The organism is Streptomyces sp. NPDC107498 (assembly GCF_055582805.1).
Genome location: NZ_JBVJPE010000003.1, coordinates 148735 through 171870 on the forward strand (window position 1 = coordinate 148735; position 23136 = coordinate 171870).

General features: G+C 73.8%; 16 protein-coding genes, 1 tRNA gene and 1 pseudogene. 10 read left to right on the forward strand and 8 right to left on the reverse strand.

Going from position 1 to position 23136, the window contains the following annotated elements; genetic code table 11:
* Window position 1: 1 nt before the first annotated feature.
* From ACZ66Z_RS06375 to ACZ66Z_RS06390, 4 genes are all read right to left on the reverse strand, one after another.
* A complete protein-coding gene (locus ACZ66Z_RS06375) occupies window positions 2-1300 on the reverse strand; it encodes a homoserine dehydrogenase (protein ID WP_469933189.1) in 1299 nt (432 codons plus the stop codon).
* Window positions 1301-1445: 145 nt separating this feature from the next.
* Entirely contained in the window at window positions 1446-2837 is a 1392-nt protein-coding gene (gene lysA, locus ACZ66Z_RS06380) for a diaminopimelate decarboxylase (RefSeq protein WP_469932855.1), read from the reverse strand.
* Between the two features lie 14 nt (window positions 2838-2851).
* The gene (gene nrtL / locus ACZ66Z_RS06385; protein WP_469932856.1) at window positions 2852-3934 is read right to left on the reverse strand and encodes an ArgS-related anticodon-binding protein NrtL; all 1083 of its coding nucleotides are present in this window, start codon (window positions 3932-3934) and stop codon (window positions 2852-2854) included.
* Window positions 3935-4003: 69 nt separating this feature from the next.
* The gene (locus ACZ66Z_RS06390; RefSeq protein ID WP_469932857.1) at window positions 4004-4609 is read right to left on the reverse strand and encodes a response regulator; all 606 of its coding nucleotides are present in this window, start codon (window positions 4607-4609) and stop codon (window positions 4004-4006) included.
* Between the two features lie 43 nt (window positions 4610-4652).
* On the opposite strand from ACZ66Z_RS06390, the gene ACZ66Z_RS06395 reads away from it, so the two are divergent.
* A tRNA-Arg gene (locus tag ACZ66Z_RS06395) sits at window positions 4653-4724 on the forward strand.
* Window positions 4725-5538: 814 nt separating this feature from the next.
* Here ACZ66Z_RS06395 and ACZ66Z_RS06400 read toward each other — a convergent pair.
* Window positions 5539-7149, reverse strand: coding sequence for a M4 family metallopeptidase (locus ACZ66Z_RS06400; protein ID WP_469932858.1), 1611 nt, complete (start codon window positions 7147-7149; stop codon window positions 5539-5541).
* A gap of 1086 nt (window positions 7150-8235) precedes the next feature.
* On the opposite strand from ACZ66Z_RS06400, the gene ACZ66Z_RS06405 reads away from it, so the two are divergent.
* From ACZ66Z_RS06405 to ACZ66Z_RS06425, 5 genes are all read left to right on the forward strand, one after another.
* Window positions 8236-10458 (forward strand): PBS lyase, encoded by a 2223-nt coding sequence (locus ACZ66Z_RS06405; RefSeq protein ID WP_469932859.1) that lies wholly within the window; start codon window positions 8236-8238, stop codon window positions 10456-10458.
* A 307-nt stretch (window positions 10459-10765) separates the two neighbouring features.
* On the forward strand, window positions 10766-11554 hold the full coding sequence (locus tag ACZ66Z_RS06410) for a hypothetical protein (RefSeq protein ID WP_469932860.1): 789 nt from the start codon (window positions 10766-10768) through the stop codon (window positions 11552-11554).
* Window positions 11551-12999: an ATP-binding protein gene (locus tag ACZ66Z_RS06415; protein WP_469932861.1), complete on the forward strand. Its 1449-nt coding sequence runs from the start codon at window positions 11551-11553 to the stop codon at window positions 12997-12999. Before ACZ66Z_RS06410 ends, ACZ66Z_RS06415 begins: the two co-directional genes overlap by 4 nt.
* A gap of 213 nt (window positions 13000-13212) precedes the next feature.
* Complete coding sequence (locus tag ACZ66Z_RS06420; RefSeq protein WP_469932862.1) at window positions 13213-14577, forward strand: FtsW/RodA/SpoVE family cell cycle protein; 1365 nt, start codon at window positions 13213-13215, stop codon at window positions 14575-14577.
* 59 nt (window positions 14578-14636) lie between these two features.
* Window positions 14637-16115 carry a penicillin-binding transpeptidase domain-containing protein gene (locus ACZ66Z_RS06425; protein WP_469932863.1) on the forward strand — a complete coding sequence of 493 codons (1479 nt, stop codon included), beginning with the start codon at window positions 14637-14639 and terminating at the stop codon, window positions 16113-16115.
* Window positions 16116-16165: 50 nt separating this feature from the next.
* On the opposite strand, the gene ACZ66Z_RS06430 is transcribed toward ACZ66Z_RS06425, so the two are convergent.
* The gene (locus ACZ66Z_RS06430; RefSeq protein ID WP_469932864.1) at window positions 16166-16984 is read right to left on the reverse strand and encodes a hypothetical protein; all 819 of its coding nucleotides are present in this window, start codon (window positions 16982-16984) and stop codon (window positions 16166-16168) included.
* Window positions 16985-17033: 49 nt separating this feature from the next.
* Window positions 17034-18146, reverse strand: coding sequence for a ferritin-like domain-containing protein (locus tag ACZ66Z_RS06435; RefSeq protein ID WP_469932865.1), 1113 nt, complete (start codon window positions 18144-18146; stop codon window positions 17034-17036).
* Window positions 18147-18489: 343 nt separating this feature from the next.
* Here ACZ66Z_RS06435 and ACZ66Z_RS06440 point away from each other — a divergent pair, with 343 nt between their 5' ends.
* From ACZ66Z_RS06440 to ACZ66Z_RS06455, 4 genes and pseudogenes are all read left to right on the forward strand, one after another.
* Complete coding sequence (locus ACZ66Z_RS06440; protein ID WP_469932866.1) at window positions 18490-19212, forward strand: TetR/AcrR family transcriptional regulator; 723 nt, start codon at window positions 18490-18492, stop codon at window positions 19210-19212.
* A 42-nt stretch (window positions 19213-19254) separates the two neighbouring features.
* Window positions 19255-19572, forward strand: a complete 318-nt coding sequence (locus tag ACZ66Z_RS06445) for a hypothetical protein (protein WP_469932867.1) — start codon at window positions 19255-19257, stop codon at window positions 19570-19572.
* A 74-nt stretch (window positions 19573-19646) separates the two neighbouring features.
* A complete protein-coding gene (locus ACZ66Z_RS06450; RefSeq protein ID WP_469932868.1) occupies window positions 19647-21116 on the forward strand; it encodes a C40 family peptidase in 1470 nt (489 codons plus the stop codon).
* Between the two features lie 130 nt (window positions 21117-21246).
* A pseudogene (locus tag ACZ66Z_RS06455) lies at window positions 21247-22299 on the forward strand (MFS transporter); the annotation flags it as partial.
* 131 nt (window positions 22300-22430) lie between these two features.
* Here ACZ66Z_RS06455 and ACZ66Z_RS06460 read toward each other — a convergent pair.
* Window positions 22431-22961 carry a DUF6584 family protein gene (locus tag ACZ66Z_RS06460; protein WP_469932869.1) on the reverse strand — a complete coding sequence of 177 codons (531 nt, stop codon included), beginning with the start codon at window positions 22959-22961 and terminating at the stop codon, window positions 22431-22433.
* Window positions 22962-23136: the final 175 nt, after the last annotated feature.

Genomic DNA, 23136 nt, shown 5'->3' on the forward strand with positions numbered 1-23136 from the left:
CTTACTCCCCTTCAACACGCATGATGCTGGCGACACCGCGCACGGTGTCGAGCTTGCGCAGCGCCTCGACGGTCCCGGAGAGGGCGGCGTCGGGCGCGCGGTGGGTGACGACGACGAGGGAGGCCTCGCCGTCTCCGTCCTGTCGACCGTGCTGGCGCACGGTGTCGATGGATACGCCGTGCTCGGCGAAGACCGTCGCGACCTGGGCGAGGACGCCCGGCTTGTCGGCCACGTCGAGGCTGATGTGGTACCGCGTGACGACCTCGCCCATGGAGCTCACGGGCAGCTGGGTGTACGCGGACTCGCCGGGGCCCGTCGCCTCGTTGAGACGGTTGCGGCAGACGGCGACGACGTCGCCGAGCACGGCCGAGGCGGTCGGCGAGCCGCCCGCCCCGGGGCCGTAGAACATGAGCCGCCCGGCGGCCTCCGCCTCGACGAAGACCGCGTTGTACGCCTCGCGGACGGAGGCGAGCGGGTGGCTGAGCGGGATCATCGCGGGGTGCACGCGCGCGGTGACGGACCCGCCGTCGGCGGCCCGCTCGCAGATCGCGAGCAGCTTGATGGTGCAGCCCATCTGCTTGGCGGAGGCGAAGTCCGCGGCGGTGACCTCGGTCATGCCCTCGCGGTAGACGTCGTCGAGGCGCACGCGCGTGTGGAAGGCGATCCCGGCGAGGATGGCGGCCTTGGCGGCGGCGTCGAAGCCCTCGACGTCGGCGGTCGGGTCGGCCTCGGCGTACCCGAGGGCGGTGGCCTCGTCGAGCGCCTCGCTGTATCCGGCGCCGGACGTGTCCATCTTGTCGAGGATGAAGTTCGTGGTGCCGTTGACGATGCCCATCACGCGGTTGATCTTGTCGCCGGCGAGGGACTCGCGCAGCGGTCGGATGAGCGGGATGGCACCGGCGACGGCGGCCTCGTAGTACAGGTCCTGCCCGTGCCGCTGGGCGGCGGCGTACAGGCTCGCGCCGTCCTGGGCCAGCAGCGCCTTGTTGGCCGAGACGACGGAGGCGCCGTGCTCGAAGGCGGTGGTGATGAGGGTGCGGGCCGGCTCGATCCCGCCGATGACCTCGACGACGACGTCGATGTCCCCGCGTTTGACCAGGGCGGTCGCGTCGGTGGTGATCAGCTCGGCGGGGACTCCCCCGCGGACCTTGTCGGGCCGGCGGACGGCCACACCGGCGAGCTCGACCGGTGCGCCGATGCGCGCGGCGAGGTCGTCGGCGTGCGTCGTCATGATGCGCGCCACCTCTGAGCCGACCACTCCACAGCCCAGCAGCGCCACCTTCAGCGGACGCGTACGCATCATCCGACCTCGTTTCTCGTACTACTTCGTCGTCGTATTTCTACGGTGGAACCAGTCTCACTCACCGGACGGGGGTTTCAGCCCCTCGTCCGGATCCTGAGACATCTATTTCATCACTCGACTATTTCACCACGCGACGATTTCCTCAGCCGACGTCGAGACGCAGGAGATCTTCCTCCGTCTCGCGCCGGACGATCACCCGCGCCCCGCCGTCGCGGACGGCGACGACGGGCGGCCGGAGCGCGTGGTTGTAGTTGCTGGCCATGGAGCGGCAGTACGCGCCGGTGGCCGGCACGGCGATGAGGTCGCCGGGCGCCAGGTCCGAGGGCAGGAAGGCGTCCCGTACGACGATGTCACCGCTCTCGCAGTGCTTGCCGACGACGCGGGAGAGCATCGGCTCGGCCTCGCTGGTCCGCGAGACGAGGCTCACGCTGTACTCGGCGTCGTAGAGCGCGGTGCGGATGTTGTCCGACATGCCGCCGTCGACGCTCACGTACGTCCGCAGCCCTTCGAGCGGCTTGACCGTGCCGACCCGGTAGAGCGTGAAGGCGGTGGGCCCGACGATGGCCCGCCCGGGCTCGACGGAGATGCGGGGGGTCCGCAGCCCCGCGGCCTCGCACTCCCGCGTCACGATCTCGGACAGCGCCTTGGCGATCTCGTGCGGCTCGCGCGGGTCGTCCTCGGACGTGTACGCGATGCCGAGCCCGCCCCCGAGATCGATCTCGGGCAGCTCGACGCCGTGCTCGTCCCGCACCTCGGCGAGCAGCTGGACGACGCGCCGCGCGGACACCTCGAACCCGGCCATGTCGAAGATCTGCGACCCGATGTGGGAGTGGATCCCGATGAGCTCCAGGCCGTCGAGCCTGAGCGCCCGCCGCACGGCCTCGGCGGCCTGCCCGCCGGCCAGCGCGATGCCGAACTTCTGGTCCTCGTGGGCGGTGGCGATGAACTCGTGCGTGTGCGCCTCGACGCCGACGGTCACCCGGATCTGCACCCGCTGGCGCTTCCCGAGGGACTGCGCGACGTGGGCGACCCGCACGATCTCCTGGAAGGAGTCGAGCACGATCCGCCCGACCCCGGCCTCGACGGCCCGGCGGATCTCGTCCTCGGACTTGTTGTTCCCGTGGAAGGCGATGCGCTCGGCGGGCATCCCGGCGGAGAGGGCGGTGGAGAGCTCGCCCCCGGAACACACGTCGAGGTTGAGCCCTTCCTCCTTCAGCCACCGCACGACGGCGCGGGAGAGGAACGCCTTGCCGGCGTAGAAGACGTCGGCGTCCTTGCCGAAGGCCTCGGCCCAGGCGCGGCAGCGGGCACGGAAGTCGGCCTCGTCGAGGAAGTAGGCGGGCGTGCCGAACTCCTCGGCGAGGGCGTCGACCCCGATCCCCCCGACGGTGACGACCCCGCGCCCGTCCCGGTCCACGGTCCGGGCCCAGACCTTGGGGTCGAGCCGGTTGAGGTCGGCGGGCGGAGCTGTGTAGTGCCCCTCGGGAAGGACATCGGCGTGACGGGGCCCGGCGGGGTGGGCGGAACGGCTCATGACGACTGGCTCTTTCAGATCTGGTCGGGTGCGCTGATGCCGAGCAGGGACAGGCCACCGGCGAGCACCGTCCCGGCGGCTTCGGCGAGCGCGAGCCGGGAACGGTGGGCGGCCGAGGGTTTCTCGTCGCCGAGCGGCAGCACGGTGTGCTGGAACGCGAGCAGCGCGTCGGCGGTGGCTTCCAGGTGCCGGGCGACCCGATCGGGGGCGCGGTGGCGGGCGGCGGCGAGGAGGACGACGGGGTGGTCGCCGAGAACGCCGAGGAGCTCGGACGCGTGGAGGTCGGCGCCGAACGCGGGGGGACGGACACCGAGGGGCTCGGGCGCGCGGACGACGGCGCCGTAGGAGGGGTCGTACGAAGAGGAACGGCCGCCGAGGGGCTCGGGCTCGGGCGCGTGGGCACCGGCGCCGTAGGAGGGGGTGAAACCGAGCTGCGACGCGTTGACGAGCAGCCGCTGGACCCGGGCGTGGGCGTACCGCACGCGGAAGAGGGGGTTGCGCTCGTGCTGGACGAGGAGGGGCGGCCCGTCGAGGACCCGGTCGCGGGTCGCGGCCCGCAACACGGCCCACCGACCCGCATCGACACCGAGGAGATCGGGCCGGTACTCCCCGCCCCGCACATGGATCCGCTCGTCCCCGCCGAAGGAGGCGTCGGCCCCCTGGCTCCGGAGCAGCCGCAGGACGACTTCGGTCACGACCGCGGCGCGCCCCCGGGCCACCTCGGCGAACCGCACGACGTCCCCGGCGAGGGCGGTGCCGTGCCCGTACCGGGATCCGGCCTCCCGGATCGCCCGTACGAGCTCACCGGCCGCGTCACGGCGCAGGGTGAAGTTCAGGAAACCGGGCCCGGTGATGTCGACGGCGAGGATGCCGGGGCTCTCACGGAGCCGCTCCCGAAGGATTTCCGCGACGTCGAGGGGGGTGCGCCCGGCGGGCCGGGCGAGACTGAGCGCGACGCTGCTGGCGTACTCCCCGGTCCCACCGGGCCGGGCCCGCTCCACCTTCACGCGCGGGGGGACGTCGACCCGTAGCGCACCGTCGTCGACCGCACGGCGCACGGCGTGCTGCACGGTGAGGGAGAGGTCCGCGGGGGTCACGGGACCAGCCTAGGGGAGGAGGGGGGGCGGAACGCGAACCGGTTTCGCCATGCGGGACCGCGCCTCGGATCACCCCGCGCAGGCTCCCGGCACGTCGGCGCACCGGGGGTCCTTCACCTGGAGGCCGTCGACTGCGGCAGGTTCCTCTCCCCCGTCGGGGCCGGCCGCCCCGGGACGCTCCCGCCGCTCGCGGTGCATCAGCTGCCGCACCACGCGCACGAGCTCCGAGGGCTCGAAGGGCTTGGCGAGGAAGGCGTCGACGCCGGAGGAGACCCCACCGACCTCGTGCTCGCCGCAGGCACTGATGATCGCCACGGGCAGATGCCGGGTCCGCGGGTCGGCCCGCAACCGCTCGGCCGTCCTGATCCCGTCCAAGCGGGGCATGACGACGTCCAGGGTGACGACATCAGGACGGACCTCATGCACGACATCCAGACACTCGGCACCATCGGCCGCGGTCACGACCTCGAACCCCTCGAGTTCGAGATTGACCCTGATCAACTGACGGATCACCTTGTTGTCATCGACAACGAGCACCCGACCGGACACGCCTGACACACGAACGAGAGTAGGCCGCCCCGCACGGCTGCGTCCGGGTTTTACCCACTTCTGACCCGTGCGGGGGACGGACCCCCCGGTGACGCCCCGGAAATACCTGTTCACAGGCACGCCCACAGAGCTGGTAGGGTTCTACCCGTCGCCGCGAAACACGGCGGACGCCCCCGTAGCTCAGGGGATAGAGCAACGGCCTCCGGAGCCGTGTGCGCAGGTTCGAATCCTGCCGGGGGCACTTCGCAGGAAGTGCCAAGAGACCCCGTGATCAGCGGAAACGCTGAGCACGGGGTCTTGTCGTATGTGCAGGTGTGTGCCGGGGTGAGCGGCCGCATGCCAGGGTCCGCCGGACTGTTCGTGGACAGGTCCTCGGGACATCGGCGCAGGTCAGCCTCAGGAACTACGAAGGCCTCGGAGCAGATCCAGAGGCCGTGGGGTCGGGGCTGATCACCCTCTGCTCTCCCGTATCAAAGGGTTGTTCTCGTCGCTCAGTTCCAGCTCGTAGGGGCATCCGGAGTGGTCGAGGAGTCGCCCAGGTCATCCAGGTGGGCGGAGTCGACGCCGCCGTCGATCGGATCGATCTCCATCTGGCACCAGCCGGTCTCCAGCTCGTAGCCGTGTCAGGACGGCGAACGGGAGCTCCAGTCGGCACCGACGAACGAGCAGCCACGGCGGAGGCGTCCCGTGGCAGCCGCGGAGCGGGTCTCACGTGCTGTTGCCCAGCCCGACCCGCTGGTGATCGAGCGTCGGGCCCCATCGGACGTGTCCACGCCCGGGGTATGCGGCAGCGCGCCCGTGCTCGGTCGGCGGCGGCGCCCACACCGATGTCATCGGATACGGGCCCCTCGCCAGATCAGGGGGCGGTGTGGGCAGGGTGGTTTTCATTCCTCGCACGGCAGTTGGAGGGAGGGCGGTGCACCGATGTTCTCGATGATGTCGCGGCGTCCGGGGCAGGCGCGTCGATGTCCTCCGCGCCGGCCCGGAGCGACAGGCGGAGGGCCCCGCCCCGGTGGGTGTGCCGGGGTGGGGCCCTCCGTCTGTGTCAGGCGTGGTTACTTGACGTTGATCGCGGTCCAGGCGGCGGCGACCGCCTTGTACTGGGTGCTGCTGCTGCCGTAGAGGTCGGCGGCGGCCGAGAGGGTGGCCGTGCGGGCGCCCGCGTAGCCGGTGGTGGAGGTCATGTAGGTGGAGAGGGCCTTGTACCAGATCTTGTACGCGGCCTGGCGGCCGATGCCCGTGACCGTGGAGCCGTCGTAGGTCGGCGAGTTGTAGGTGACGCCGTTGATGGTCTTCGTGCCGCTGCCCTCGGAGAGCAGGTAGAAGAAGTGGTTGGCCGGGCCCGAGGAGTAGTGGACGTTCAGGCGGCCGACCGACTTCGACCAGTAGTCGGCGGAGCTGCCGTCCTTGCTGGGCTTGTCCATGTAACGGAGCGGCGTGCCGTTGCCGTTGATGTCGATCTTCTCGCCGATGAGGTAGTCGCCCGCGTCGGAGGAGTTGTTGGCGTACCACTCGACCGAGGTGCCGAGGATGTCGGAGGTCGCCTCGTTCAGGCCGCCGGACTCGCCGCTGTAGCGGAGGTTGGCGGTGGAGGAGGTCAGGCCGTGGGACATCTCGTGGCCGGCCACGTCGAGGGACGTGAGCGGGTGGGTGTTGCCGATGCCGTCGCCGTACGTCATGCAGAAGCAGGCGTCGTCCCAGAACGCGTTGACGTACGCGCTGCCGTAGTGGACGCGGGAGTACGCGGCGACGCCGTCGCCGCGGATGCCACTGCGGCCCAGCTCGTTCTTGTAGAAGTCCCAGGTGACGGCCGCGCCGTAGTGGGCGTCCGCCGCCGCCGTCGCGCGGTTGCTCGCGAGGCCGTTGCCCCACGTGTCCGTGGAGTTGGTGAACAGGGTGCCGGTGCCCGACGTGCCGCCGTTCAGGTCGTACGTCTTGTGGCCGCCGCGCGCGGCGTCCGTGAGGGTGTACGCGCCCGAGGTGCCGAGGGTGACCTGGCCGGCGTACATGGTGTTGCCGACGCCGGTCTCGATCGTCTCGACCGAGGACAGCTCCTTGCCGGTGGTGGCGTCGGTGACGACCTGGCGGCGGCTCGGCGTGCCGTCCTTCTGGACGCCGGTGACGGTCGTCTCCCAGGCGAGGACCGGCTTGCCGGTGGCCGCCCAGATCACCTTGCGGGCGGAGGAGACGGCCTCCTTCGCGTTCGCGGCGGAGGCGAGGGCCGCCTTGCCGGCGGTCGCGCGGTCGACGGCGGGCGTCGTGCCGGCCACGGATATCCGGGCCGAGGTCGCCTTGGTGGTGGAGCGGGCGCCCGACTTCTTCTGGTGGACGACCAGGTCGCCGCCGAGGACCGGGAGGCCCTCGTAGGTGCGCTCGTAGCGCGTGTGCACGGTGCCGTCCGCGTCCTTGACGACGTCCCGGGCGACCAGCTTCTCCTGGGCGGGCAGGCCGATGGCCCGGGCGGTGGCCGCGGCCCCGCCCTGCGCCTCGTGGATGGCGGCGGCGCGCTGGGTGCCGGTCAGCTGGATCGCCGTGGCACCGGCCTCGCGCTGGGCGTCGGCACTGGCGGAGCCGGTCTGGACGCCGACGACGACCATGGCGGCCGATGCGATCAGCGCGGCGGCTCGGGCGGTGGTACGGCGGGACGAAGACTGCTGGCGGGTCACGCGGGCTCCTTCGCTGAAAAGCGTGGGGGATGTGGGGGGGGTGTTGCGGCTGTGAGCGTGCCAGCGAAGTCGTCTGTTTGACAGGTCTGCAACAAGAATTTGACCATGTGTTGCCCGAAGGACGGTGAACTCTGTTCGCTATGCGGGGAGTTCGGGGGGCTTCGCGACCCCCACTGCCCAGATTCGGGCAGCACGAAGCCCCCTGGAGGGGCCGCCGGGGGGCTTGGGGTTCTCTGGGGCCTTTGAGTGGCCTGTGGCCTTCTGGGGCGGTTGAGTGATCGGGCTCTTCCTGGACGGTGCGCTTCCGCGGTGGCGCTTCGGTCGCGTCGCTTCCGCGGTGCGTTTCCGCGGTGGCGCTTCGGTCGCGTCGCTTCCGCGGTGTCGTTTCCGCGGTGGTGCTTCAGGTCGTTCGTCTGCGGTCCCCCTTCCTCCTCGGAGCCCCTTCCGTCCCGTCGCGTTCACCGTCCTCATGGGCGACATCGCGCCACGTCTCGAGTGGTACGGGGACCTCATGGCGCCGCCTCCCACGACCGGGGCCTCGGGGGGCGGGGACGGGCGTCTCTGAAGTTCGTGGCGATCGGGGTCGTACTCGCGGCTGGGGGTGGGGCTGCGGTCCGTACGGCAGGGCGTACGGACCGCAGCGCGCCCCCCAGGGCCTGCGGGCTCAGCGGTCGGCCCGGGAGCCGCAGCGACGCTCCGTCGAGCCGGGCGGGTTCCGGGCCCCGGGTCGCCCGGCATCGCCGCGCACCTGCGCGACCGGCCGACGCTCCGGCGGGTCCCGGCCGCTCCGGACGACGAGACCCGCGCGAGGCCCTCGCGGAGGGGTCGGCGCTCGGGTCGGTGCTGTGGGGCGGGCGGGGAAGGAGGGTCGGACCGTGCCGGGCGGGCCGGGCCCCCTCCGTACGGCACCGGTGCGTCGTACACACGGGCACCGACCGCAACTGCCTTGCTGCGCACCGTACATGGCGCAAAGAGGCCGCAACGGGCGCTCCGAGCAGGGAAGGTGTCGCCGGTTCGGCTTTGTCCTGCCTTCTGTGGTGCACACTTGCTGCCTGGCACAGCGCTCACGGGGAAGGCGGCCTGGCAATGCTGACGGGGATCGAGGAGGTCGACTGGGCCTCTCTGGGGCACGCGTACGGCCCCGCGGACGACGTGCCGGAGCTGCTCCGCGGACTCGCCTCCGCCGACCCCGCGGAGCGGGAGACCGCCCTCGACGGCATGTACGGCGCGGTGCACCACCAGGGCGACGTGTACGACTCGACGCTCGCCTGCATCCCCTTCCTCCTCGAACTCGTCGCCGACCCCGGCGTCCAGGACCGGGGCTGCATCGTCGAGCTGCTCACCAGCATCGGCGGGATCGAGCTCGACGACGACGAGGAACTGGACGAACTCGGCTCCGAGGACGAGGATTTCATCCCCGCCGCCAACTACGCGATGGCCGCCGCCGCCATCGCCGCCGGGGCCGACGTCTTCCTCGGACTCGTCTCGGACCCCGACCCCGAGGTGCGGCTCGCCGCGCCGTGCGCACTGGCCTCGCTGCACCCCGAGCCCGCCCGGGTGCTGGCCCTGCTGCGGGAGCGGCTCACCGTCGAGCGCGACACCGAGGTGCGGCTCGCGCTGGTGGCCGCCGTCGGGCGGATCGCCCTGCGGCACGCCTCGCTGCGCGACGAGACCGTCGACTGGCTCGACTGGCTCGCGCGCGCCGCGCAGGACCCCGGGCTCCGGCTCGCGGCCCTCGCGCAGCGGGCGCGCTGCGCGCCCGGCGACATCCCGGACGACGTGGTGCCGTGGGTGACGGGGCTCCTGGAGGAGATCCGGACCTCGGTCCACCGTCCGGTCGCTCCCGGCACGGAGCGGACCGCGACGCCGACCCTCATCGGGCAGGTCCGCGAGCTCCTGGAGGAGCACGCCGCAGGCCGGCCGGCCCCGTGGACCGAGGAGCTGCTGCGGACCCTGCACGCGGCGCTCGACGACCGGGTCGACGACCGGATCGCGCTGATCCTCGCGCAGCTGCGCAGCCCCGACTGGGGGCAGCGCTCGGACGCGATCTGGTTGTGCGGCGGTTTGATACGGGTCTGGCGCGGGCGGTACGAGGAGGTCGTCCGGCTCGTCGGCGCCCAGCTCCAGGATCCGGAGCCCCGGCTCCGGGAGGCGGCCACGTCCTTCCTGGAGCGGCTCTTCGAGCTCGGCGCGCCCGCCGCCGACGCGCTCGCGTCCCGCCTCGCCGCGGGACCGGGCACTGCGGGGCGGCGCGCCGGGGGGCGGCGCGTCGAGGGGCCGGACATCGCGGGAACGGACGCCGCAGGAACAGGCTTTGTGGGAAAGGGCGTTGCGGGAACGGGGTCCGCGGGGGCGGCCGGGTCCGGGCAGGACGGCGGTCAGAGCCCCTTCGTCGGGCGGTCCGGACGGGACGGGGCGCTGCTCGCGCTGGCCCGCGCCGGTGACACCCGCGCGGTCCCGCTGCTCGCCCGCGCCCTGGAGGAGGCCGAGGTGCGGCGCGAGCTGCTGTACGCCGTGGACGGGCTCGGGCCCTCCGCGGCGATGCTCGCCCCGCTGCTCCGGCGCCGGCTCGCCGAGGTCGAGTTCGACGAGCGGTTGTACGACCGGGCGGCACCGCTGCTGTACGCCCTGGCGGCCGTGCGGGGCGCCCAGGCCCTGCCGGAGGTCCTGCGGATGCTGCGCGAGGCACCGGCGAACCGGCGCGACTGGGTGCGGGAGGCCGCCCTGCGGACCCTGGCCGCCTTCGGGCCCGCCGCCCGGGAGGCCGTACCGGACATGCGAAGACTCCTGGCCGCCGATTCGGCCGCGGTGGCCACGGCGGCGGCGCGGGCCCTGTGGGCGGCCGAGGGGGACCGGGGAGACGTACTGCCCGCGCTGGAGCGGTGGCTGCGGCCGGGCACGCCGGGTGCGGACTGGTGCGCCGCCGCACAGGCCCTCGGCGAGATCGGCCCGGCGGCCGCCGCGGCGACCCCGGCCCTGCGGCCCGGTCTGGCCGCCCGGGACCTGTGGGTGCGGGTCCGCAGCGCGGCGGCGCTGTGGCGGGTGTCCGGCGAGGCCTCGGCCTCGCTCCCGGTGCTGCTCGCGGCCTGGGAGGAGAACCGGCACGCGCGCGTGGACATCGCGGAGTGCCTGGCGGAGATGGGGCCGGCGGCCTCGGAGGCGCAGCTGGTCGTCCTCACCGAGCTGACCCGCAGGCGTCGCCACAACGCCCGGGAGGGCGCCTCCGGCAGCCATGACGTCCACCTCGACGAGAAGCTGCTGACCCTGTGCCGGGCGGCGCTGGCCCGGATGGAGCGGGGGGCGTTCTAGAGCCTGGTCCCGGGGCCGCCCGAAAGGTCGATAGCCTGGTCCGGGAGCCGCCCGAAAGGTCGATCAGGGGCCCCGAAAGCCGCCCTAAGGGCCGCCGGCGGATCGTCGAAGCCTCCCCGAGGGCCCACCGGCGGGCCGACCGACAGGCCTCCGAAGGTCACCCGACGGACCACCCGACGGCCATCGGGCAAGCCGTCCGACGGGGCCACCCAGGGCGAAGGCGGTCCGATGATGAGACAAAAAGGACTTCACTCCGCATAAGGTCTACTGGGAGCCCCACCCCCTACCGACCCGACCGAGGAGCAGCGTGAGACCGCGCGGAATCCGGAGCCTCGTCGGCGTCCTGTGCGCCCTCGGCCCCGCCCTCGCGCTCACCGGCTGCGGCGGCGGCGAAGGCGGGCTCAGGAGCGCCGGTCCCACGCCCACGGCCGTGGGACCCGTCCGGCTCTGGCCCGATCTGCCGCCCGCCACGAACCCGCCGATCGACTACGGCGAGTCCGACATCCAGCGCGTCCCCGGCGTCGAGGTCGCCGACAACGACGTCCACTCCGTCGACCCGGTGGCGGTCGTCCGCGCCGAGGTGCGCGCCCGTCCCGACACGTACACCGGCGCGGACGGCCTGTACGAGCAGACCGCCCGGGCGATCGAGGCCTGCGACACCGCACCGGCCGCCTGTCCGGTCCTGCGGCCGTACTACCGCGACCTCACCGGCAACGGCCGGGACGAGCTGATCGTCGGGATCCGCATGCCGGAACAGCAGGTCGGCGTGCGGGTCTACCTCGCCGAGAACGGCGGCCTGACCCGGATCATGTCCACCGTCGACCAGGTCATCAGCGTGGAGCTGGCGGGCCGGGACCTGATCCTGCGGGTCGGTTCGGCCGGCATTCCCGGGTACGAGTACCGGACCGCCTGGTCCTGGGACGAGCAGCAGGGCAGCATGCTGCCCACCCGGGACGAGATCGTCCGGGTGAAGCCCTCCGGCACCGGGCCCTCCATGGTGCCCGCGCCCCGCCTGGTGAGCCCGACGCCGACCCCCGGCGCGACCGCCGACCGGGCCCCCGCACCCGTCCCCCTCCCCCCGGAGGCGACGCCGTGAGGGCGCCCCGGCGGCCCGCCTGGACCGCGACCCTCACCTGGAAGGCCGCGGTCTTCATCGCGGTCATGTGCTGCGCCCTCGCCGCCCTGCTCGGCGTCCTCGTCCACGTCTCGGTGGCCGACCAGACCGTGAACGACTCCCGGGAGAAGGCCCTGGCGCGGCTCACCGAGGTCAGCCGGCTCTACGAGGCGGGCGAACCGCTCCCCCGGTTCGCGGGCGTCGATCCGCCCGGCCTCCCGGCCCCGCTGCGGGCGCTCGCCGCGCGCGGGGAGCGCGGCACGATGGTCGGGGAGCACGGGGGCCGACCGACGATGTGGGCGGCGGGCCCTGCGGAAGGCCACGCGGCGGGCCCGTCGGCGGGCTCGGCGGAAGGCCCGGCGGCCGGCCCTGCGGAAGGCCACGCGGCGGGCAGCCCCACCGCGGCTCCGCCGGGCAACCCCGCCCCGGCTCCGGCCGACCGAAGCACCGCGGCTCCGGCCGACCGGCCCGCCGCGGCCCCCGCCGGCGGTCGCGCCCTCGCCGTGCGCCTCGACTACTCCCAGAGCGCCGAGACGATCGACGCGCTCGACCGTTCGATCCTCGGCTCCTCCGTCCTGGCCATCGGGGCGACCCTGCTCGTCGGCGCCTTCGCCGTCACCCGGGTCACCCGCCGGCTGCACCTCACCGCGCAGGTGGCCCGCCGGATCAGCGCCGGCGACCTCGACGCGCGCGTGGACGATCCCCGCACGAAGGACCCGACCCGGCCCCAGGACGAGGTGGCCACGGTCTCCGGGGCGCTCGACACCATGGCCTCCTCGCTCCAGCGCAAGCTGCAGAGCGAGCAGCGGTTCACCGCCGACGTGGCGCACGAGCTGCGGACCCCGCTGACCGGGCTCTCGGCCGCGGCCGAACTGCTGCCGGAGGGCCGCCCGTCGGAGCTCGTACGGGACCGGGTGCGGGCGATGCGGGGGCTCACCGAGGACCTCCTGGAGATCTCGCGGCTCGACGCCCGCACCGAGACGGTGGACCTGGCGGTGCACGAACTCGGGCCGCTCGCCGAACGGGTGGTGCGCGCCTCGGGCACGGAGACCGAGGTGCGGATCGTGCGGGACGCCACCGTGGAGACGGACCGGCGACGGGTGGAGCGGGTGCTCGGCAACCTGGTGGCCAACGCGCACCGGCACGGGGCGCCGCCGGTGGTGGTGACGGTGGACGGCCCGGTGGTGTCCGTACGGGACCACGGGCCGGGATATCCCGGGTATCTGATCGAGTCGGGGCCGCAGCGGTTCCGTACCGAGAGCGGCGGCAAGGGGCACGGCCTCGGGCTGACCATCGCGGCGGGGCAGGCGGAGGTGATCGGCGCGGAGCTGGTCTTCGGCACCGGACCGGGCGGGGGCGCCGAGGCCCGGCTGCGGCTGCCGGAGTACGTACGGTTCGACGCGCCCGGGACCGCATCCGAGGAGTGACGGCCGCCCGCGTCCGGAGCGCCTCGCCCCCACCCCAACCGTACGGAGCGTGGTCCGCCCCCGCCCGAACCGTCCGGGGCCCCCCGCCCCAATCGGCCGGAGGGCCCCGCCCCCCGCACAAGCCGACCGGAGCACCCCTCCCCGCCCCCACACAAACACGGCACACCGTCACACAAAAGGGACATAGGGCATACCGCTTGCTACGTTGCGGCCATGACCGCACCCCCGCCCGGCATCCGCGTCCCGAAGCGGCGCGGCGTGGAGCTCTCGCTCCTGATCGGCGCGGTCCTGATCTGCGTCCTGGGCTACGCCGAGGTCGGGCTCGCCCGCAGCGGCGCCGTGCCGCCCGACGCCGCCCGTTACGGGGCCGGGCTCGGGCTGCTCGCGCTCCTCGCCCACCTCGCGGTCCGTTTCCGCGCCCCGTACGCCGACCCCCTGCTGCTGCCGATCGCGGTCCTGCTCAACGGCCTCGGCCTCGTGCTGATCTACCGCCTCGACCTGGAGACGCCGAGGGACCAGGCGGCGACGACGCAGCTGGTCTGGTCGACGGTCGGGGTGGCGCTGTTCATCGTGGTCGTCCTGCTGCTGCGCGACCACCGGACGCTCCAGGGGTACGCGTACGTCTCGGTGGCCGCCGCGCTCGCCCTGATGATCCTGCCGATCTTCTTCCCCGCCGTGAACGGCGCCAAGATCTGGATCAGGATCGGCGGGCTCTCCTTCCAGCCGGGCGAGTTCGCCAAGATCCTGCTCGCGGTCTTCTTCGCCGCGTACCTCGCCGCCAACCACAACGCGCTCGCGTACGCCGGCCGCCGGATCTGGAAGTTCCAGTTCCCGACGGGCCGGGTCCTCGGGCCGATCGTGGCGATCTGGCTGCTCAGCGTCGGCGTCCTCGTCCTGGAACGGGACCTCGGCACCTCGCTGCTCTTCTTCGGCCTCTTCGTGGTCATGCTGTACGTGGCGACCGGCCGGACCGGCTGGATCGCGGTCGGGCTCGTCCTGGCCTCCGCGGGCGCCTTCCTCGTCGGCTCGCTCGAACCGCACGTCCACAGCAGGGTGCAGGACTGGCTCGATCCGTACGCCTCGATCCGCGCGGGCGAGGGGCCGGGGCAGCTCGCCCAGTCGCTCTTCGCCTTCGCCGCGGGCGGGATGCTCGGCAGCGGGCTCGGTCTCGGCCATTCCGTCCTCATCGGCTTCGCCACCAAGTCGGACTTCATCCTGGCGACGGCCGGCGAGGAGCTGGGACTCGTCGGCCTCACCGCGCTCTTCCTGCTGTACGCGCTGCTCGTCGCCCGCGGCTACCGCGCCGGCCTCTCGCTGCGCGACCCCTTCGGGCGGCTGCTCGCGATCGGCCTCGCCTCGATCGTGGCGCTCCAGGTCTTCGTGATCGCGGGCGGGGTGATGGGGCTGATCCCGCTGACCGGCATGGCGATGCCGTTCCTGGCCCAGGGCGGTTCCTCGGTCGTCACCAACTGGGTGATCGTCGCGCTCCTCATCCGGGTCAGCGACTCGGCCCGCGCGCCCCAGCCGGACGCCACCGACACCGGGGAACTCGCCAAGGTCGGGGAGGCCGCGCGGTGACCGGCTCCGGCCCCCGCGGAGACCGGCCGGGGACCGGCTCCGGCACCCGAGGAGGTCCGATGGTCCGGTACATCCGGCGGGCGGCGGCGCTCTGCCTCGTCCTCCTGGCGGCGCTGCTCGTCAACGCCGCCCGCGTCATGGTCCTCGAGGCCGACTCCCTCGACGACGACCCGGCCAACCGGCGGATCGCGATCGACCGGTACGCGCGGCCGCGCGGCGAGATCGTCGTCGACGGGAAGCCGGTGACCGGCTCCCGGGACAGCGGGCAGCAGCTGCGCTGGGAGCGGACGTACGAGCAGGGCCCGTTGTACGCGCCGCTGACCGGCTACGCCTCCCAGACGTACGGCACGACGCTCGTCGAGCACGCCGAGGACGGGATCCTCGCGGGCACCGACCCGATGCTCGCGCCGCTGCCCCTCTGGGACGACCTCACCCGCGGCCGGCGGCCCGGCGGCGACGTGGTGACGACGATCCGCGCCTCCCTGCAGGAGGTCGCCTTCCGGGGGCTCGACGGGAAGCGGGGCGCGGTCGTGGCGGTCGAGCCGTCCAGCGGCCGGATCCTCGCGCTCGTCAGCTCGCCCTCGTACGACCCGGGGGTCCTCTCCGGGACCGGACGGGGCGTCAAGGACGCCTGGCGGCGCCTGAACGCCTCGCCGAACCAGCCGATGCTGAACCGGGCGCTGCGGCAGACGTACCCGCCGGGCTCCACCTTCAAGATCGTGACGGCCGCGGCGGCCCTGGACGCGGGGGCGGTGCGGGACGTGGAGGCGCCGACGGACACCCCGGACCCGTTCGTGCTGCCCGGCACCCGGCAGGTGCTGCCGAACGAGGCGACGGGCTGCGGCGACGCCTCCCTCGCGTACGCGATCCAGTGGTCGTGCAACACGGTGATGGCCGGGCTCGGGGTGGAGGTGGGGCTGCCGGGGATGGTCGACGCGGTGGAACGGTTCGGCTTCAACGACACGGGGCTGCGGGTGCCGTCCTGGGTGGCGAAGTCCAACTTCGACCGGAGGATGAGCGCGGACCAGCTGGCGCTGTCGTCGATCGGGCAGTTCGACACGACGGCGACCCCGCTCCAGATGGCGATGGTGGCGGCGGCCGTCGCCAACAACGGGGAGATCGCCCGCCCGTACCTCGTCGACCGCACGACGACCTCCGGCGGCACGACCGTGCACCGCACGGGCCGCCGCAGCTACCGGCAGGCGATGAACCCCTCGACGGCGATGCAGCTGCAGCGGCTGATGGTGCGGGCCGTGGAGGAGGGCACGGGGACCAACGCGGCGATCCCCGGGGCCCGGGTCGGCGGCAAGACGGGCACCGCCCAACACGGCTTCGGCAACACGGGCACCCCGTACGCCTGGTTCATCGCCTGGGCGCAGGCGGACGACGCGGCCCAGCCGGCGGTGGCGGTGGCGGTCGTCGTCGAGGACGCGGAGGCCTCCCGTACGGACATCAGCGGGGGCGGCAGCGCGGCGCCGATCGCGAAGGCCGTGATGGAGGAGGCGCTGCGGCTGGAGGCGGAGGCGCGGAATCCGTAACCGGGTCGCCCGGGTCCTCCGGGCTCCCCGCCCTCGGCCCCTCCCCGCGATCAGCCGATCGGCTTGCGGATCTCGGCGCGGATCCGGACCGTCTTCTCCGCGAGTCCGGCCAGGTCGACGTCCTTCGGGTCGGCGGTGGCCTCCCCGGCGCCGACGAGGGCGACGGCGGCGGCGGTGTTCTCGTCGCCCCAGGCGCACATGGGCAGCGTCGTCGTGCTCAGTCCGTCCTTCGAGGTGGTGACCTGGCAGCTGACGGTCACGTCGTACCCGGCGGGGGTGAAGTTCCTGGGCTTGACGACGAGCGTGGAGCCCTTGTCCGTGGCGGCCCCCTCGAGGATGGACGAGCGGGTGGTGCCGGGGTTCTTGATCTGCCCGTACATCCCGGAGAGCACGAGGACGGACCCGTCCTTGCCGCTGTACTGCCCGACCGCCGCCTTCGCGTCCTTCACGGTGAAGTCGGGGGTGTCCTCGATCTCCTTGCCCTGGGTGTCGGAGAGGTCGGAGAGGAGGGTGAACTCGCCGTCGAGGACGGTCTGCGGGACGACCAGCTTGTGCTTCGCCTCGGGGAAGGGACCGGTGACGCGGTCGAGCCCGGCCTTGACCCCGTAGCCTATGCCGCCGACCACGACCAGGGAGCCGAGGACGATGGCGACGACGGCTCCGGCCGACAGCTTCTTCTTCGGCGGCCCCACGGGCGGCCGCCCCCAGGCCCCCGTGCCCGGCCCGGGGTACGGAGACGGGGCTCCCTGCGGGGGGTACCCCGGCGGAGGGCCCTGCGGGGCCCCGTACGCGCCGGGCTGCTGCGGGGGCGGTACGGGTCCCCCGTACGGGTGGTGGGGCGGCGGGCTCGACGGTGGCGGCATGGTCATGACCAGCACGCTACGTCACCCCGGTGACCGCCCCGCACCCCTCCCTCCCCTACGTCCCCTCCACCGCTCCCTCCTCGATCGCGGCCTCCACCTCGGCGGCCCGCTCCGCCTCCTCCGCCGCGAACCGTTCGCGGTCCAACGCCTCCGCGATCTCCTCGTCCTGGCTCATCAGCAGGTCGAGGTTGGAGTCGCCGAGATCGAAGACGCCCATGTCCAGGTAGGCCTTCTGGAGGCGTTCGCCCCAGAGGCCGATGTCCTTGACGCAGGGCACGATCCGGCTGAAGAGGAGCCTACGGAAGAGGTGCAGGAACTCGCTCTGCTCGCTGAGGTCCTCCGCCTCCTTCTTCGGGATGCCGAAGTTCTCCAGGACCTCGACCCCGCGCAGCCGGTCGCGCATCAGGTGACAGCCCTCGATCACGAACTCCTCGCGCTCGCGGAGCTCGGCGTCGGTGAGCTGCTTGTAGTAGTCGCGCAGGGCCATCCGGCCGAAGGCGACGTGCCGGGCCTCGTCCTGCATCACGTACGCGAGGATCTGCTTCGGCAGCGGCTTGTCGGTGGTGTCGCGGATCATGCCGAAGGCGGCGAGGGCGAGGCCTTCGATGAGGACCTGCATGCCGAGGTAGGGCATGTCCCAGCGGGAGTCGCGCAGGGTGTCGTCGAGGAGGCCCTCGAGGTTGTCGTTGATCGGATACAGCATCCCGATCTTCTCGTGGAGGAAACGCCCGTAGATCTCGGCGTGCCGGGCCTCGTCCATGGTCTGGGTGGCCGAGTAGAACTTGGCGTCCAGGTCGGGCACGGACTCGACGATCCTGGCGGCGCAGACCATGGCGCCCTGCTCGCCGTGGAGGAACTGGCTGAACTGCCAGGAGGAGTAGTGCCGGCGCAGGTCGCCCTTGTCCTTCTCGGTCATCTTCGCCCAGTGGCGGGTGCCGTGGAGGGTCAGGACCTCGTCGGGGGTGCCGAGCGGGTCGTACGGGTCGACCTCGATGCCCCAGTCGATCCGGGTGGCGCCGTCCCACTGCTTGTCCTTGCCCTTCTGGTAGAGGGCGAGGAGGCGTTCGCGGCCGTCGTCGTAGTCCCAGGAGAAGCGGGCGGCGCCGGCGGCGGGGACCTCCCAGACGGGTCCGGCGGGGGCGTTCACGTAGAGGTCGTGCGTCGACACTGACGACTCCTTCCGTCCGTTTGCAGCAGGCTCACACGTTGCTAGACGGATCGTCAACAAGTCGTACAGGAAGGATTTCCGGCCTTGTCGCGGGAGTTCGCCCGGGCCGGGCCGCGGCGAGACCGCGCGGACCTCTTCCGCCCGCTCCGTCCGGTTCGCCGGCCCCGGGGTGGACGAGACCGTGGGCCGGGGCCTGCGCGAGCCGTGGGGCGGGGCGTGCGCGGGATGGGCCGGGGCGTGCGCGGGATGGGGCGGGGCGTGCGCGGGGTGGGGCGGGGCGTCGGCGCCGGAAGTCCTCCGGCCGCTCGCCCGAGGGACGCGCTCCGCGGTTACGCTGCGGTCCATGACGAGCGCCGCCACCCCCGCGTACCGCAGGCTCAGCGTCGAGGAGCGGCGCGGGCAGCTCCTCGACACCGCCCAGGGGCTCTTCGCCCACCGGGCGCCCGAGGACGTCTCGCTCGACGACGTCGCCGAGGCGGCCGGCGTCTCGCGCCCCCTCGTCTACCGCTACTTCCCCGGCGGCAAGCAGCAGCTGTACGAGGCGGCCCTGCGCTCCTCCGCCGACGCCCTGAACCGCTGCTTCACCGAGCCGCCGGTCGGGCCGCCGACGGAGCGGCTCGGCCGGGTGCTCGACCGCTACCTGGACTTCGTCGACGGGCACGACGCCGGGTTCAGCGCGCTGCTCCGCGGCGGCAGCGTCGCCGAGACCTCCCGGACCTCCGCGATCGTGGACGAGGTGCGGCGGGCCGCCGCCGAGCAGATCCTCGTCCACCTCGGGGCGGAGCGGCCGGGCCCCCGGCTCGGCATGCTCGTCCGGACGTGGATCGCCGCCGTCGAGGCGGCCTCGCTCATCTGGCTCGACGAGGGGAAGCGGCCGTCGGCGCCGGAGCTGCGGGACTGGCTCGTCGACCACCTCATCGCCCTGCTGGCGGCGACCACGGCGAGCGACGAGGAGACGGCGGGGGTCGTGAAGCGGCTCCTCGCGCAGGAGACCGCCGAGGGGCCGGTGGCGACGCTGGCCCGACGGATGGTCCCGGTGGTGGGCGAGGCGGCGCACCTGCTGTGAGGCCCGGGGGCCGGCGGCCCGGGGCCGGGGGAGACTGTGGGGGTGAAGAGCGAGAACACCTCCTTCCGCGGCGGCCCCCTCGACGGCCGGGTCCTGCCGATCCTGCTCGGCCCGACCGGCCACCCGCCGAAGTGGTACGAGGTCCCGGTCCCGGCGCACGACGGACGGCCGCCGACCCTGTACGCCTACCGGCGCGAGCCCGCGGGCTACACGAAGCGCCTCGGACTCCAGCGCGGCTGGGTCTACGTGTACGTTCCCGAGGGGCGGGAGCGGCGCGAGCTGAAGTGGCCGTGGTCGAAGCCGACGCCCAGGCCGGAGCCGGAGTCGGAGCCGACGTCCAAGCCGGAGCCGAACGAGTGACGTGGAGGGGCGCGCCCCGATTCGTACGGTAATCGCATGAAGTGACTTGTCATCATCCCCATGGAGGTGGTGACGTGTCGCGAAGGCTGCTGCGCACGGTCCGCACGGGGGCGCTCGCCGCGGCGACGGCGGCGCTCACGGGGGTGCTCCCGGCGGCGGGCGCCGCCCCGCACCCGCCCGTGGCCCCCCCGGCGGAAGCCCCGATCGCCTGGGCGGACCCCGCGGCGGAACCGGTCGGCCCGGTCGATCCCGCCGCCGCACCGGCCCCGGCGAGCACGGGCCCGGGTCCGGGTGCGGGTGCGGGTGCGGATCCGGGTACGGGTCCGGGTCCGGGTACGGGTCCGGGTCCGGGTGCGGATCCCGGTACCGATCCGGTCGACGCCGACCCGGCGCCCCCGCCCTCCCCCGCCGCCACCCCGCCGGCCGAAGGCACCGGCCCCACGGCCGCTCCCCCCACCCCCGCCTCCGCCTCCGCCTCCGCCGAGGACGACGCCGCCGCGCTTCCCGCCCCCGGTGGGAGCTCCGTCGGCGGGCTGCTCACCCGGCTGCGGACGTCGTACCAGCAGGCCGAGGCCGCGACCGAGCGGTACAACGCCGCGGAGGAGGCGCTGAAGCGCCAGGCCGCCGACACGAAGAAGGTCACCGCCCGGCTCACCGCCGCCCGGACGGCGCTGGCGCAGGGCCGTGCCGCGGCCGGGCGGATCGCCCGGGACCAGTACCAGGGCAGGTCCGACTTCTCGCCGTTCCCCCCGTACCTGCGGCTGTTCTTCGCCGCGGACCCCCAGTCGGCCCTGGACGAGGGGCACCTGATGGCCCGTGCGGCCCGCGACCGGGCCACCGCCGTCGCCCGGCTCACCAGGGCCGAGCGGCAGGCCGACGGCCTCGCGAGCGCCTCCCGCAAGGCCCTGGACCGGCAGCAGGGGCTCGCCGCCGCGCAGCGCACCCGGCGCGACGAGGTGCGGGCCAAGCTGCTCGAGGTGGAGAAGCTGCTCGCCGCCCTGTCGCCGGACCAGCTGACCCGGATCACCGAGCTCGAACGGGTCCAGACCGCCGGCGCGCAGCGCGAGCTGCTGGACTCCGGGGCCCTGGACGGCCCGCGCGCCCCGTCCCGGGCGGGCGCGGAGGCGCTGCGCTTCGCGGTGGACCAGATCGGCAAGCCGTACGAGTGGGGGGCGGAGGGCCCGGAGGCGTACGACTGCTCGGGGCTGACGCAGCAGGCGTGGGCGGCGGCCGGCCGGGAACTGCCGAGGACCAGCCAGGAGCAGTGGGAGGGCCTGCCCCGGGTGCCGCTGGCCGAGCTCCGCCCCGGCGACCTGGTGGTCTACTTCCCGGGCGCGACCCATGTGGCCCTCTATCTGGGCGAGGGCCTGGTGGTGCAGGCCCCGCGACCGGGCGGGAAGGTGAAGGTCTCCCCGCTCGCGGCGAACCCGGTGCTCGGGGCCGTGCGGCCCGATCCGGGGGCGACGGCCCTGGAGGCGTACGTCCCGCCCGAGCTCCCCGCCGGTGCCGGGGACGGCGGCGACGAGGGCTACGACCGGAACTGAACTCCCTTCCACCACCTCCCCCTTGCCCCCCGCGCCCTCCCCACCCCCCTTGCCCTCGCGAGTAATAAGCAACATGCTTGACGGGTCCTTACCGACGGCCGACCGCCCCTCCCGGACACGGAGCCCCGTCATGCCCAGAACGCTGCCGGACACCCGGCCCCAACGCGTGCTCGCCGCCTCGAACCTCGTCAACGCCGTCGGCAGCGGCCTCTTCCTGACCGCCGGAGTGCTGTACTTCACCCAGGCCGTGCGCCTCCCGGCCGCCGCCGTCGGGCTCGGGCTCGGCGTCGCCGGACTGCTCTCGCTGGCCGTGGGGATCGCCGTCGGTCACCTCGCGGACCGGCGCGGCGCGCGCGGGGTCCTCGTGACCACCCTGGCGGTGCAGGCGCTCGCCACGGCGGCCTTCGTACTCGTCGACGGCTTCCGGCCGTTCGTCCTCGCCGTCTCCGCGGCCACCGGCGCGAAGGCGGCCGGCCTCGCCGCCCGGGCTCCGCTCGTCCGGCACCACGGAGGGGACCGGCCGCAGGAGTTCCGCGCCCACCTGCGGGCCGTGACCAACATCGGCATCTCCCTCGGCGCGCTCCTCGCGGGGTGGGCGGTCCAGGTCGGCACCCTCGACGCCTACCGGGTCCTGGTCGCCGGGAACGCCCTCGCGTTCGCGGCCTCCGCCGCCGTCCTGCTCCTGCTGCCGCCCCTCGCCCCCGCGCCCGTCGCCCACGGGCCCCGGTGGGTCGCGCTGCGGGACCGGCCCTACCTGGCGCTCACCGCGCTCGACGGGGTCATGGCGATCCAGTTCAAGGTGCTCACGGTCGCGGTCCCGCTCTGGCTCGTGGGGTCCACCACCGCCCCGCACTGGCTCGTCTCCGGCACCATGCTCACCAACACCGTCCTCGTCGTCGGCCTCCAGGTGCGGGCGAGCCGGGGCGTCGACTCGCCCCGGGCCGGCGGCCGCGCCTACCGGCGCGCGGGGGCGGCCTTCCTCGTCTCCTGCGCCCTCGTCCCGCTCTCCGCCGGGACGCCCGTCGCGGTGGCCGTGGCCCTCCTCCTGACCGCCGTGGTCGTCCACACGGTCGGCGAGCTCTGGCACGCGGCGGGCGGCTTCGAGGTCTCGTACGCCCTCGCACCGCCCCACGCCACCGGTCAGTACCTGGGCGTCTTCGGTCTGGGCTCCGGTCTCTCCGAGGCCCTCGGCCCCGGGCTGCTCATCGCGCTCTGCATCGGCTGGGGCCGGCCCGGCTGGTTCGCCGTGGGGGCCCTCTTCGCCCTGACCGGCCTCCTGACCCCGCTCGCCGTCCGGCGCGCGGAGGCGGGCCGTCAGTCGCTGAAGAGGGAGATGACCCCGAGCACCCAGACCCCCGCGAAGACGACCGTCCCCATCAGGCAGCCGGCGCCCGCGACGAAGCCGCCGAGCGACCACCTGCCGGTGTCCGGCTCGTGTTCCTCGGCCGCGTCCTCCTCGTAGGAGGCGGGATCGTCCCAGTCGACCGGCCGCCCCAGCTCCTCGGTGCGGGCCGCCCGCACGGACACGAGCTGCCGCTCGGCGAACGCGGTGGCGGCCAGCGCCTCGGGCCCGCGCCACGCGAGGGCCTTCATGCGCCGCCCGGGAGACCCGTACCGCTCCTCGAAGGCGGCGGTCTCGTCCGGACGCCGGTCCTCCTCGAGGTACGACCACCGCCCCGCCTGCGCCGCGTCGCCGTACATCCGGTACACCTCGGCCAGCCGGTGGCGGAGGGTCAGGTCGTACGGGAAGGAGGAGACGAGTCCGCGCAGGCGCTGGCGCGCCATCGGCACGCGACCGGCGGCCAGGTCCGCGTCCACGCGGGCGAGGGTCTGTGACAGGGGCATGCCCCATGATCGGACACGGGGAGGCGCCGGATCGACCGGTTTTCGGAGCCGCCGGACCGCACCGACCGGTTTTCGGAGCCGCCGCACCGACCGGTTTCGGGAGCCGCCGGACCGGCCGGATCCCGACGGCCGGATCCCAGGGGGCTCGGTGACGGCGGATCCGGCGGCCGGGCCC